This is a genomic window from Actinoallomurus bryophytorum, from assembly GCF_006716425.1.
Lineage (GTDB): Bacteria > Actinomycetota > Actinomycetes > Streptosporangiales > Streptosporangiaceae > Actinoallomurus > Actinoallomurus bryophytorum.
In genome coordinates this window covers 6,743,994-6,757,038 of sequence record NZ_VFOZ01000001.1, presented here as the reverse complement: position 1 = coordinate 6,757,038, position 13,045 = coordinate 6,743,994, and the positions used below count along the sequence as shown (strand labels likewise).

General features: G+C 71.4%; 12 protein-coding genes. 5 read left to right on the top strand and 7 right to left on the bottom strand.

Features of this window, described 5'->3' with window-relative positions:
- The first annotated feature begins 81 nt into the window (after window positions 1-81).
- The 3 genes from FB559_RS31445 to FB559_RS31435 are packed head-to-tail and all read left to right on the top strand — an operon-like array spanning window position 82 to window position 2,804.
- Entirely contained in the window at window positions 82-867 is a 786-nt protein-coding gene (locus FB559_RS31445; protein ID WP_141960385.1) for a hypothetical protein, read from the top strand.
- A 39-nt stretch (window positions 868-906) separates the two neighbouring features.
- Window positions 907-2,415, top strand: a complete 1,509-nt coding sequence (locus FB559_RS31440) for a hypothetical protein (protein ID WP_141960383.1) — start codon at window positions 907-909, stop codon at window positions 2,413-2,415.
- A gap of 29 nt (window positions 2,416-2,444) precedes the next feature.
- Window positions 2,445-2,804 carry a DUF5955 family protein gene (locus tag FB559_RS31435; RefSeq protein ID WP_141960381.1) on the top strand — a complete coding sequence of 120 codons (360 nt, stop codon included), beginning with the start codon at window positions 2,445-2,447 and terminating at the stop codon, window positions 2,802-2,804.
- A gap of 349 nt (window positions 2,805-3,153) precedes the next feature.
- Here FB559_RS31435 and FB559_RS31430 read toward each other — a convergent pair whose 3' ends face one another.
- The 7 genes from FB559_RS31430 to FB559_RS31405 all read right to left on the bottom strand — a co-directional run bounded on the left by FB559_RS31430 (window position 3,154) and on the right by FB559_RS31405 (window position 11,678).
- A complete protein-coding gene (locus FB559_RS31430) occupies window positions 3,154-4,431 on the bottom strand; it encodes an FAD-dependent oxidoreductase (protein ID WP_141962052.1) in 1,278 nt (425 codons plus the stop codon).
- A 12-nt stretch (window positions 4,432-4,443) separates the two neighbouring features.
- A complete protein-coding gene (gene cydC / locus FB559_RS31425) occupies window positions 4,444-6,084 on the bottom strand; it encodes a thiol reductant ABC exporter subunit CydC (RefSeq protein WP_246122240.1) in 1,641 nt (546 codons plus the stop codon).
- Window positions 6,081-7,676, bottom strand: a complete 1,596-nt coding sequence (gene cydD / locus FB559_RS31420; RefSeq protein WP_246122238.1) for a thiol reductant ABC exporter subunit CydD — start codon at window positions 7,674-7,676, stop codon at window positions 6,081-6,083. Before cydD ends, cydC begins: the two co-directional genes overlap by 4 nt.
- A gap of 17 nt (window positions 7,677-7,693) precedes the next feature.
- Window positions 7,694-8,470 (bottom strand): cytochrome d ubiquinol oxidase subunit II, encoded by a 777-nt coding sequence (locus FB559_RS45825; protein WP_246122236.1) that lies wholly within the window; start codon window positions 8,468-8,470, stop codon window positions 7,694-7,696.
- A 14-nt stretch (window positions 8,471-8,484) separates the two neighbouring features.
- Window positions 8,485-9,756: a cytochrome ubiquinol oxidase subunit I gene (locus tag FB559_RS31415; protein ID WP_141960377.1), complete on the bottom strand. Its 1,272-nt coding sequence runs from the start codon at window positions 9,754-9,756 to the stop codon at window positions 8,485-8,487.
- Between the two features lie 99 nt (window positions 9,757-9,855).
- Window positions 9,856-10,521: a response regulator gene (locus FB559_RS31410; protein ID WP_141960375.1), complete on the bottom strand. Its 666-nt coding sequence runs from the start codon at window positions 10,519-10,521 to the stop codon at window positions 9,856-9,858.
- Complete coding sequence (locus FB559_RS31405) at window positions 10,518-11,678, bottom strand: sensor histidine kinase (protein WP_246122234.1); 1,161 nt, start codon at window positions 11,676-11,678, stop codon at window positions 10,518-10,520. The genes FB559_RS31410 and FB559_RS31405 overlap by 4 nt, the downstream gene beginning before the upstream one ends.
- Window positions 11,679-11,752: 74 nt before the next feature.
- On the opposite strand from FB559_RS31405, the gene FB559_RS31400 reads away from it, so the two are divergent.
- Both FB559_RS31400 and FB559_RS44915 read left to right on the top strand, forming a co-directional pair.
- Window positions 11,753-12,286 (top strand): MarR family winged helix-turn-helix transcriptional regulator, encoded by a 534-nt coding sequence (locus FB559_RS31400; protein ID WP_141960373.1) that lies wholly within the window; start codon window positions 11,753-11,755, stop codon window positions 12,284-12,286.
- Window positions 12,287-12,353: 67 nt separating this feature from the next.
- The gene (locus FB559_RS44915) at window positions 12,354-13,031 is read left to right on the top strand and encodes a hypothetical protein (protein ID WP_221640260.1); all 678 of its coding nucleotides are present in this window, start codon (window positions 12,354-12,356) and stop codon (window positions 13,029-13,031) included.
- Window positions 13,032-13,045 lie beyond the last annotated feature (14 nt).

Genomic DNA, 13,045 nt, shown 5'->3' with positions numbered 1-13,045 from the left:
AATCAGCGATCTAACTCACGACCCGGTGCGTCCACAGTGTGGTGGACAAAAAAGGTTCACCTCCCGGCCATACCGATGGGGGTGGGCGCCGTGGAAACAGGGCGTGATGACTTCGACGCGGGTAATCTCTCACCGGTTGACAACTGGTCGGCGGAAACATATTCCACGACCACCTTCCAGTCTCTTCCCTTTCAGATACGGCGCGTCGCCCTGTTCGTCATGGGGGCGAGCCTCGTCGCGGTGCTCGCGATCGTGATCCTGATCGCTCACCCCTGGTCCGGCGGCGGCGACGGCTCTTCGGCCGGCTACACCGGCAGCGGATCGGGCGTGCCCGGTGACACCGACGTTCCGCAGGAGCCGGTCAGCAGCGACGCTCCATCGGAGGACCCGTCGCCGGCGGCCACCGACGGCCCGTCGCAGGCAGCGGCCCTCCAGGGCCTTCTGCAACAGGCGATCACGGACCACCAGACGGTGATCTCGGCCGTCCAGGACATCCAGGCGTGTGGCAGCGGTGACGGGTTCGACGCGGACATCTCGGCACTGACCCAGGCCGGCACCGACCGGTCGGAGATCGCCGATCAGGTCGGCCAGGCGTCCGTCGACCGCCTCAGCGGCGGCCAGGAAGCCGCGCAGGCTCTGGTGACCGCCCTCACGGAATCGGCCGCGGCCGACAATGCGTTCGCCGCCTGGGGACGCGACGTGAGCAATGGGCAGTGTGACGGTCAGGCTCCGACCGGCGGCAGAAATTACAAAGACGGCGAATCCGCGAGCACGAGAGCGGGAAAGGCCAAGGAGGAATTCGTCTCCCTCTGGAATCCGATCGCCGGCGAGTACGACCTGCAAACGATCACCTCCGACGATTTCTGATCATGTATTGCCACTCTCCGCGGAAACGGGAGGACCAGCATGGCATCACCATCTCGGCGGTCCGGTGAGCGTCGATCCACCTCACGGCTCTCGGCGCGGCCGTACGCCTCAAGTGAGGTGACCCGGCTCCTGTGCGTCGGCGCCCACGTGGACCCCGCCTTCTCTGACGCGGTGATCAGGGAGCTCGTCAGCGAGAGTGATCGGTTCGTGGCGCCGTCATTCGGCTTCGACGTCCTTCCCGTGCTGGGCCACGCCCTCGTCGCGCGGCAACGCCGGTCCCGCCGCCGTGTGGTCGTCATCCTGAGCCCGCTGATCCCCGTGTTCCTGTTCTTCTTCGGCACCATGGCCTTCGCCATCGGAGTGGCGCTGTGGCTCTGGGCGACATGGGCCGCGATATGCGCCGAGCGCCTGGTCGCCCTGCACATCCTCACCACTGATCTCGCAGACCCGCGGACCTCTCGCGATCGGCACGGCTTCGACGGGCGCATCCCCGTCCATCCGATGCTGACCGCCTACGACTGCGACCGGATCAACCGCGAGCAGGACAGCGGTTCCGGGCTGGTCTACTACAGCGGTTACGACCCCTTCATCGGCGCTGGGATCCGGCGGAACTCCTCGAAGTTTCCGATCCTGCTCAACAAGGCACGCGGCTCCCTGGCGGTCTCGCTCGACGGCCGCCCAGGCCTCGATGACGCGGCGGAGGTCGAGGCGTTTCCGGCCGGCGAGATCTTCGAGTACGTCCAGGAGCGGCTCGAGGCCACCCTCAAGGATGAGGGATGGGGTGACCAGCAGATCGAGGGCCTGGACATATCGCGGCGCTGGTACCGGACCGCGGTCGGACCCGAGCGCCCGGAGTCACCGGCCGACGTCTCGTCCTCCTCACAGGGCGGCGAACGCTACGACTCCGCACGTGAGTACCTCTGCGTCCGTATCGGATCGTGGGGCCAGGAGGTCGTCTCGTCGGCGTTCATCAACTTCGACGTCAAGGGCCGGACGCTCTACACCGAGTTCCACAGATACGTCCTCCCACCGCTCAACCCCGCGTACCGCGCGGCGGACCGCCTTTCGCCGGAGATCACCGATGGCGAGGTCTGCCTGATCGCCGGTGAGTCGGTCCTGCGGATGGTCCGGGAGGCGGTCGAGGCCGTCCTCCTCCTCGTCCTCCTGCCCTACCGCCTGTGGTCGTTGGTGATCAAGAGAGACCAGCCATCCCTGGAGGGCGAGGTCTCGCTCGGCATCGAGCTCCCCGGCAAGAAGATCGACGCCTTCGACTACGGAGCTCGCACCAGCATTCGTGAGCTGGCGCACGCGAAGGAGTATCAGCATTTCTTCCAGTCCGTCGACGCCGGAAAGTACGGCGACATCATCGAGCGCCGCTTCTTGGAGATCGTCATCGACTTTCTCGAGAAGAAGGGCATGGACACCGGGGAGTTCCGTGCCCGCCAGGCGACGATCCTCAACTACGGGATGATCCAGACCGGCGGCGGAACCATAAGCAACGCGGGACAAATGGCCGTCGGCACGGACGCCTCGGCATCGGCATCGTGATTCCTACCTGAGAGGTCCTCATGACGCACGTGGGACGTAACGACGGCATTTTCCAAGGCGGAAACGGACAGATCATCAACACCGGCGCGATGGCGATCGGCGCCAAGGCGCGAGCATCAAACCAGGCCGCGGCGGCCGAGCAGACCGTGAACGAGCTGCGGGAACTCCGCACCCTGCTGGCCGAGCACGGTTCGGATCTTTCCGAGGCGGCGCAGAGCGAGGCGGAGGAGAAGATGACGGAGGTGGCCGACCAGCTCGACAGGGCCAAGCCGGACCGCGGCCGCCTCACGGCCGCGGTCGGCCGGCTCACGACCATCCTCACCTCCGTCGTCCCTCTCGCCGAAGGCGCGGAGCGCCTGAGGCAGGCGGTCGAGAAGCTCGTCCACTAGGGCCATGCTGTTGCCGTGTGGCGCCGCCTGGGGCGGCGCCACACGACGTTATCCACAGAACCCCGCTCTACTTCCACCCGCCGCTGTTCCCGCTGGACAATAAGAGTGGGATGGCACCCCCGGGCGGGAGGGCCCCCGGGCGGGAGGGCCCCCAGGCGGGAGGGCCCCCAGGCGGGGCGGGGCCCAGACCCGCAGCCCCAGACCGGCGGGCCCCAGACCCGCAGCCCCAGACCCGCAGCCCCAGACCCGCAGCCCCGGATCGGCGGGGCCCAGACCGAGGACTTCGAGACACGCCCTCGTTAGGGTTACGCCGATCGACTCGGGGACACGCTTAAAGCCCGCCGTTCGGTCAGTCACGGTCTTTCGGCGCGGCGAACATGAACCGTTTGACGGGGGGCGCGGCCTCGGCGACGCGGAGCAGGGTGCGGAAGGCGCTTCGCTTCAGCCGGGCCTCCGCGCCCGCGGTGCGGGCGTTGCGCAGGGACTGGCTGAGGGCGATGTTGGCGTACGCCCGCATCCGGGTCTCGTACTCGGCGATGGCCTGGACCGGGTCGCCGTCTCCGGCCGCGGCCTGGGACAGCGCGGCTCGCAGGTGACCGGCGTCGCGTAGCGCGGTGTTGGCGCCGACGCCGGCCATCGGGGTCATGTTGTGGATCGCGTCGCCCAGCAGGGTCACGGTGCTCGCGGGCCACGGCTCGAGCGTGGGCATGCTGCGCAGCGGGATCGGTGCGATCGAGCCGGGTACCGCGTCCGCGACCAGTGACCGCAGTGTCGGGTCCCAGTCCTTCGTGCGGTCCAGGACGAGATCGCGCAACTGGTCCGAGTTCATGTCCTCGACGCCGGCCGGGTAGCCGGCCCGTGCGGCCGCGTACGCCCACACCACGTAGTCCGTGGCCGCGTCGTCCTTGATGTGGGAGCCGTCGTGCTGGGCGTCGGCCCACCGTCGCGGGGTGTACCAGGTCGAGACGAACATCCAGCCGGGTCCGGCCGGGACGATGTTGTTCACCGATCCTTCGGTGAGCGGGGTCGGGAGCCGGGCGGCGCGGTCGGGCGTCAGCGCGTAGCGACCGGCGACGTTGAACACGCCGACGTCGAAGCGCCGCAGGTCCGGGAGGTACTGGCCGCGTACGCGGGAGTTGCTGCCGTCCGCGCCGACCAGGACGTCCCCGGCGGCGGTGGTGCCGTCGGCGAAGTGGGCCGTGACGCCGCCGCCCGGCGGCTGCTCGTAGCGGACGAACGTCTTGTCCCATCGCAGGACCGGGTTCAGTCCCTCCAGCAGGACCTCGCGGAGCGCGAGCCGGCTGACGGCGCGGCGATGGCGGATGGGGTCGGACTCGGAGGCGATGAAGTCGCCGTCGCGCGCGGTGATCTGCCGTAGGTGTTCGTCGTGGAAGCGGACGATGTCCTTGGCCGGTGCGGTGACGGCGTCGAACCGGTCCCAGTTCTCCGGCGGCAGGCAGTCGTGCAGGGCCTTGCATCCGTTCGCGTTGAGGTGGATGCCGTATCCGGGCAGGCCGTCGGTGCTCTCGGTGGAGCGTTCGAAGACCTCCACGTCGATGCCGGCCCTGGTCAGCCCGTGCGCCAGGCAGAGTCCCCCAGTGCCCGCGCCGACGATGAGTACGCGCATGATGATCCTTTCTCAGTGGCCCGTGATGGGTGCGTTGAGCTGTTGGGCGTCCCACAGGTCCCGGTAGACGCCGCGTCGGGCGAGGAGCTCCCGGTGGGTTCCGCGGTCGGTGATGCGGCCCTCGTCCATGACGAGGACGTCGTCGAACGCGTGCAGCGGGGCGAGCCGGTGCGTCACGACGAGCGTGGTGCGGCCGCGGCGTGCGGCGAGGATCGCGTGCAGGATCGCGTCGGCGTGTTCCGGCTCGAGTCCTTCGGCGGGCTCGTCGAGCAGGAGCGCGGGCGGGTCGGCCAGGAGCGTACGTGCCAGGAGCAGTCGTTGCCGCTGCCCTCCGGACAGCCGGTGTCCCCGCTCCCCCACCGTCGTGTCCCAGCCCGCGGGCAGCGACGCGAGCCAGTCCGTCAGTCCCGCCTGCCGCGTCGCCTCCGCGAGTCGCCCCTCGCCGGCGTCCGGCCGTGCCAGCAGGAGGTTGGCTCTCACCGAGGTGCGGAACAGGTGCGCGTCCTGGGTCAGGGCCCGGGACGCTGGGAGCGTGGCCGTACCCTCGTCCGGCTCGATGAGGCCGGCGAGTACGCCGAGCAGGGTGCTCTTGCCCGCTCCGCTGGCACCCACCACGGCGACCGAGCGTCCGGCCGGTACGTGCAGGTCGATGCCGTCCAGCGCCGGACGGTCGTAGCGGACGCCGACGTTCCGCAGGTCCATCGCTCCGGTGCCGGCCGGAACCGCACGCGAAACGCGCCGGGGTGCGGCCGTCAGTGCCGCGACGCGCCGGGCGGCCGGTGCGATCACCGTCAGCTGCTGCGCGGCGCCGGTCAGGGGCAGCACGGTCTCGACCGCGGCCAGGGTGGTGAGCGTGACGACCGCGACCAGGACGCTGTCCGCGCCGGACCGGATCGCGACCAGGGCCACGCCGACGGTGGTCAGGCCCTGGACGATCAGGCCCGCGGCGGCCATCGCGCCGGAGACGGCGCCGGACCTGCGTTCGAGGGTGGCCAGCGTCGCGGTGTGCCGCCGGAAGGCACCCGCGGTACGGCCGGTGGCGCCGAACGCGGCGAGATCCCGCGCCCCGTCGACCAGGTCGAGGGTGACGGCCGCCAGGTGTGCGCGCGTCGACGCTACGCGCGCGTTGGATCGCCGGGCGGCGAGCACCGTGGCGGCCGGGATCGCCAGCCCGGCCACGACCAGGCCGGCGACGAGTACGGCGCCGGCGGCGGGGAGGAGCGCGGCGCACAGCCCGATCGCGACGATCGCGGTGGTCAGGGCCGTGGTCGCGGGCAGGACGACGCGCAGGAGCAGGTCCTGGACGCTGTCGGTGTCGGCGACCAGGCGGGTCAGCACGTCCGCGTCACGCCGTGCCGCGGACCGGCCGAGGAGGGCGTCATAGACCTTGCCCCGTAGCTCGGCGACGGCGCGCAGGGCCGTGTCGTGCCCGGTGAGCCGTTCGGCGTAGCGGAAGGTGCCACGCGCGAGGGCGAAGCCCCGTACCGCGGCGATGGCGACGGTCAGGGCGGCGATCGAGGGCCGCTGCGCGGCCCGGGTGATCAGGTACGCGGAGGTCGCGACCAGCCCCACCGCGCTCAGCTCGGTCACCGCGGCCATGACGGCGGCAAGGATCAGGGGGCGCACCCGCACGGCCCGCAGGACGGCGATCACGCGACCGCCTCCGTACGGAGAATCCCGGACTCGTGGAGGCGGCCGTCTTCGATCCGTACGACGCGGTCGGCCGTCGCGAGGATCGCGGGCCGGTGTGCTACCAGGACGGCGGTACGGCCGTGCAACAGCCGTCCGGTCGCGGTGACGACGTCACGCTCGCTGGCCAGGTCCAGGCGGGCGGTCGGCTCGTCGAGCAGGGCGATCGGCGCGTCGCGAAGGAGGGCGCGGGCCAGGGCGACACGCTGGCGCTGGCCGGCCGACAGCCCGGTCCCGTTCTCCGCGAGGACGGTGTCGAGGCCGCGGGGTGACGCGGTGACGAAGTCGAGGGCGCAGGCGGCGGACGCCGCGGACCGTACGTCCGCGAGCGCCGCCCCGGGGACGCCGAGCCGGATGTTGTCCAGGATGCTGCCGGCGAACAGGTGGGGATGCTGGGGTACCCAGGCGAGCCGCCGGCGCCATGCCTCCAGGTCCAGGTCGCGCAGGTCGGTCCCGTCAATGAGCACCCGTCCGGTGTCGGGGGTGACGAAGCCCAGCAGCAGGTGCAGCAGTGTGGACTTTCCGGCGCCGCTCGGGCCGACGACGGCGAGTTTCTCGCCCGGCCGTACGGTCAGCGACAGATGGTCCAGGGCGGGCCGGTCCCGCCCTGGAAAGGTCACGGTCACGTCGACGAGCCGGATCTCCGCGCCGGGCCGGGGAGCCGTACGGCCGGCGGCCGGCCGCCGTTCCGTGTCCAGGATGTCCCGCACCTGCTCCAGGACGGCCATGCCTTCGGCGCCGGCGTGGAAGCGCGTGCCCAGGGCGCGGAGCGGCCCGAACGCCTCGGGGGTGAGCAGCAGCACCAGCAGCGCCGTCGTCAGGGAGAGACGTCCGTCGAGCAGCCGCAGCCCGACCGGTACGGCCACCAGGGCGACGGACAGCGATCCGACGAGCTCGAGCACGAACCCCGACAGGAACGCGACGCGCAGCGCTCGCATCGTGGCGGCGCGGTGCTCGTTCGCCATCCGCCGTACGACGCCGGCCTGGTGGCCGGTCCGGTCGAAGGCCCGCAGTGTGGACAGGCCGGCGATGACGTCGCGGAAGTGCCCGCCGAGCCGGTGCAGGCGCGCCCACTGGGTTCGGGTGGCATCGCGGGTGTGCAGGCCGATGAGCACCCCGAACACCGGGACCAATGGCAGCGTCACCGACACGATGACCCCGGTCAGCGGGTCGGCGGCGAACAGCCGGACCAGGACCAGAGGCGGGACGACGGCCGCGAGGACCAGCTGCGGGACGTACCCCGACAGCGACGCGTCCAGGGCGTCCAGCCCGGAGCCGACGAGCGTGGCGAACGCGCCGCCGTCGCTCCGGGCCGCCGCGTGCTCGGCCAGCCGGTCACGCATCCGGTGTTTGACGGTCTCGGCTCCGCGGCGGCCCAGCTGGTCGCCGGTCCAGGTCAGCAGGGCCCTGGCCGCGACGACCAGCCCGAGCCAGGGCAGCGGCGAGGGGTCGAGCCGGGCGATCGTCTCCGCCAGCAGCCACGCCTGCGCGATGACCAGGACCGCGCGGCCCGCCGCCAGGACGGCCAGCGCCACCAGGGTGCGCCGCGGGACCAACCCAACCAGCCGGGGGTTCACAGGTACGTCGCCGTCGTGACGCGGTGGCGGAAGGTCCACCACACCCAGCCCTGCGTGGCGAGCAGCAGCGGGGTGACGAAGAGGACGGGTGGCAGCAGGAACACCAGTGACGCGTGATCGGCCGTACGGCCCGCCGGCTCCAGCCCGAATCCGGCGAGCAGACCCAGGACGACGAGCGCGGCGGACGTCGCGGCCAGGAGCGTGGCCTCGCCGGACGAGCCGCACAGGCGGCGGGCACGGTGACGTGGCGAGCCGGTCAGCCGGACGGCGGCGAAGGCCATGCCGTGTACGGCGAACAGCCCCGCGACGGCCAGGGCGGTCGCGATCGCCGACGGGGTGGTCCGCACCTGCGTGGTGGATCCCTGGATCAGCGACGCCAGGATCGCGCCCCAGCTCAGCGCGACCGTCCAGCTTCCGGCGGTGATGGCCGTGTCGCAGCAGGCGCGCCATCCTCGTGCGTCGACGCGGCCGCGTAGCCACAGCCCCGTGTCGCGGACCACCCAGCCGAGCAGCAGGGCGGCGACCGCCGGGTAGAGCCCGTGCAGCACGGATGACTCCATGGGCGGAAACGCTCCGGCGAGGACGCCCGCGGTGGCGACCAGCCAGACCTCGTTCCCGAGGAAGAAGGGCGCGATCGCGGCGATGACCAGCCTCCGGTCACGTGAGGTACGGCCCAGGAACGGCAGGACCATTCCGACGCCGATGTCCGCGCCGCCCAGGACCAGGTAGCCGAGCGCGAACAGGCCCAGCAGGGCGACGGCCAGTGTGTTCACGGGATCAGTGCCTCTCAGAAAGTGGGTTCGACGACGGGCTCGGGCGCCGCTTCTCCGGCCGGCCGGCCCAGCGCGGCGGCATCGGGCCCCCGGCGGGCGAACCGCGCCAGCAACCAGGAGTTGGTGACCAGCAGCACGGCGAAGAGCAGGACGAACACGGCCACCTGCGTCCGCATGGCCACGGCCGAGATCGGGGACACCGCGTCCCTGGTGCGGAGCAGGCCGTAGACGGCCCAGGGCTGGCGGCCGGTCTCGCGGAACACCCAGCCGGCGACCAGGGCGAGGAACGGCAGCGGGACCATGGCGATCACCGCCCCGTGCAGGCGGCGTGCGCGCGCCGTACGCTCCGGCGACCGCAGCATGATCGCGGCGAGTACCGCGACGGCGAACATCACGGCCCAGCAGCCGATCATCACGTAGCCGGCGGCGCCCCAGCCCGAGGACGGAACGTAGTTTCCGGGTCCGAACCGGACCACGGCTTCGGCCTGGAGGTGGTTGATCTCGGCGGTGTCGTGGCCGAAGACCTTCATCTTCAGCGGCTGCGTGTCGCCGACGACGCCGAACTGGAGGCCGCCCAGCGCGATGGTGACCAGCAGCGCGGGCACCGTCACGCGGATCCCCAGGTGCAGGGATCGCACGTGGAACTCCCGCTCGGCGGTGTCGCGGCGCAGGTGGTAGGCGCTGACGCCGGCCATCACCAGTCCGCCGGTGACCAGCCCGCCGCCCAGGACGTGCCCGAACGCCATGAGGACGCTCTCGTTGGTCAGGACCGCCGCCGCGTCGTCCAGCCGCAGCACGCCGTCGACGGCGCGTGCACCCACCGGGTGCTGCAGGAAGCCGTTGGACACCATGATCCAGTACGCCGAGGCGTACGCGGTGAGGGTGACGACCCAGATCACGGCGAGGTGGGCCCAGCGGTTCAGCCGTCCCCAGCCGAAGATCCACAATCCGACGAAGGTGGACTCGACGAAGAAGGCGGTGATGGTCTCCAGCGCGAGCCCCGAGCCGAAGACGTTGCCCGCGAAGTGCTCCAGGCCGCTCCAGTTCAGCCCGAGCTGCAACTCCATGACCAGGCCGGTGACGATGCCCACCGCGTAGTTGATGACGTACAGCTGGCCCCAGAAACGCACCATGCGTTCGTGTACGGCGCTACGGCTGATCGTGGCCCGGGTCTGGATGGCGGCGACGAGCGTCGCCAGGCCGAGTGTCAGCCCGACGAACAAGAAATGCGTTCCCGCGGTCAGCGCGAACTCCAGCCGGGCGAAGTTCAAGGTGTTGACGTCCACGGCGACGACTCTGGGTCAGAGGTGAAGGCCGGGTCGTCATACCGGGGTTAGCACCCGCGTTACCCCACTGGTGGTAGGCGAGGCGCGCGGCGTACATCCTCAGCTCAGCCAGCCCGGCGTGACCATCGCGGACTCATAGGACAGGATGACGAGCTGGGTACGGTCGCGGACGTCGAGCTTGGTCATGATGCGGCTGACGTGGGTCTTGACGGTCGCCGGGCTCAGCACGAGGCGTGCCGCGATCTCGTCGTTGGTCAGGCCCTGGGCGACCAGGGTCATGACCTCGCGCTCACGGGCGGTCAGCACGTTGAGCCGTGGGCTCGGGTCCGGATGCCTGCTCCTGGTCGCCAGCTCCGCGATGAGCCGGCGGGTGACCGACGGCGCGAGCAGTGCGTCACCGCGGGCCACGACCCGGATGGCGTGCGTCATCTCGGCGGGTTCGGTGTCCTTGACCAGGAAGCCGCTCGCGCCGGCCCGCAGGGCGGCGTAGACGTATTCGTCCAGGTCGAAGGTGGTCAGGATGATCACCTTGACGCCGGCCAGGCGCGGGTCGGCGGCGATCCGCCGGGTGGTCTCCAGGCCGTCGAGCACCGGCATCCGGATGTCGATGAGCATGACGTGCGGATCCAGGTCACGTGCCGAACGCAGCGCCTCGGCGCCGTCCGACGCCTCCCCCACGACCTCGATGTCGTCCTCGCCCTCGAGGATCGACCGGAAGCCGGCGCGCACCAGCGTCTGGTCGTCGACCAGCAGGACGCGGATCATCGGTGCGCCTCCCTGCCGGACGGCACCGCGCCGACCCGCTCGGGCAGGCGAGCGCTGACGCGGAAGCCGTGGCCGGGCAGCGGCCCGGCGGCGAACTCTCCGCCCAGCGCGATGGCGCGTTCGGCCATCCCGCGCAGTCCCGAGCCCGACCCGGCGGACGCCACCGGTGTCCCGCGCCCGTCGTCCTCGATCTCCACCGTGACCTGCCGATCGTCGAAACGGACCCGGACCACCGCCGTGCTCGCGCCCGCGTGCCGGGCCACGTTGGTCAGTGCCTCCTGCGCGATGCGGTAGCCGGCGAGGCCCACCTCGGCCGGTACGTCCCGTGGCCGTCCGGCGATCTCGAGGCTGACGCTCAGGTCGGCGGTGCCGGCCCGTCCGACCAGCGCGGACAGTCCGGCCAGGCCCGGTGCGGGATCGGTCGGGGCGGCCTCGTCCACCTGGCGCAGGACCCCCAGCGTCGTGCGCAGTTCGCGCAGTGCCTCTTTGCTCGACGCCTTGATCGCCGTCAGCGCCGGGGCCGCGCGTTCGGGCCGGGACTGCAACCGGTGCAGTGCGGCGGTGGCCTGGACGTTGATCAGGGAGATGTTGTGGCCGAGTACGTCGTGCAGCTCCCGTGCGATCCGCAGGCGTTCCTCGGCCGCGCGCAGTCGCAGCTCTTCGTCGCGGCGCAGCCGCGCGTCCTGCGCGTGCCGTTCCGCCTCGCGCAGGTACGCACGGCGGTTGTGCACCACCCCGCCGACCGCGATCGCGGCGACCAGCCAGCCCGCGAGCAGGAAGGGAGCGGCACCGGCGAGATGCGGCGTCCCGGTCCCCTTCTCCTCGAAGGCGAACGCGACCAGGGCGACCGTGACCAGAACGACGGCGATGGCCGGTCGTGCACGCGCCGCCACCGTGTACAGGGCGATCAGGAACGCCGGCCAGATCGGCCCGTGGACCTCGCTGACCGCGTAGTAGACCAGGCAGGCCACGAGGGTGAACACCGCCACCGGCACCGGACGGCGGCCGCGCAGGCACAGAGCGGCGCTTTCGGCGACGGCGAACACCCAGCCCAGCGTGTCGAGTCCGGTACCGCCCCACGCGGCGACGGCCGCCAGCGCCAACGCCGCGAGCCCCGCATCGGCCAGCGGACCACGCGTCCACGCCTGTCGCCTCACAATGTCGCCCCCCGGACGGTTGAGTACTCTGTGATTGAGTTACTCACTGAGTGAGTGTAGCTTCGGGAATCGATATGACAAATGACACCGAAGATGGCGGCATCCGCCGGGCGATCGGCGATGCCCTGAGGCGGCACGGCACGGCCGCGACCCGGCTGGTGCAGGCCTTCGCCCTCGGACGCGGGATGCACCACAGCGACCTGCAGGCCCTCGTGGCGATCATCACCGCCGACGACGCGGGAGAGCCGCTGACACCGGCACGCCTGCGCGAGCACATCGGGCTGTCCTCGGCCGGCACGACGTACGTGATCGACCGGCTGGAAGAGGCGGGATACGTCCGGCGCACCCAGGACCATCCACGGAACCGCCGCATGGTCCGGCTGCGGTACACCGAGCAGGGGCTGGCCACGGTCGCGGCCTTCTTCCGCCCCATCAGCCGCCGCACCAACCTCGTCATGGACGGTTTCGACACCGCCGAGCTACTGATCATCAAGCGCTTCCTCACCGGTGTGGCCGACGCGATGGGCGAGGAGGTTCTCGTCCTCAACGCGCCGTCTCACGAGCCATCACCCGTCCACGCGAGTCCCGAACCGACCGGAGCGCCATGACCGAGATCACCATCGAACCGATGCGCCGCGTCGTCGTCCGCCGCGCCGGTCCGCCCCCGTCATCGTGATGTTCGACGGAGTCAGCGCCTCCGAGGCCGAGCGGAGGGCGGTCCGTGCCGGGGACGCGATCGTGGCCCCGGCCGACATCGTCATGGACCGGGCGTTCACCGTCGACGGCACACCGGAGGAGGTCTGGCCCTGGCTGCTGCAGCTCGGCAAGCGCCGGGCCGGCTGGTACCTCCCGCGGAACATCGAGCGCCTCCTCCCCCGCTCCCGGCGTGCCTCCAGGTCCGTCGACCCGCGATGGCTGGGACTCCGGGTGGGCGACGTCATCCCCGACTACGGCGGACGTCACGAGACCTTCGAGGTCGCCGAGATCGCCCCGCCGACGTCGCTGGTGTACAGGTCGCGCCGCAACAGGACCGACGTCACCTGGTCGATCACGCTTCAGGCCGCGGACGCGGACGCGGGCGCGGATGCGGACGCGGATGCGGACGCGGGCGCGGGCGCGGATGCGGACGCGGACGCGGACGCGGGCGCGGATGCGGACGCGGACGCGGACGTGGGCGCGGATGCGGACGTGGGCGCGGGCGCGTCGCGGCGGACCCGCGTCCACCTTCGCCTGCGGATGGCGCCGGTGCGGCGCAAGCGGCTCGCTCGTACCGCCGGAGAGCTGCTCGACCTGCTGACCGTCGCGGGTATGGCAGCGGGCCTGCGGGAACGTCTGGCCGAGGGAGATTCCTAGCGCGGCATGCCGCG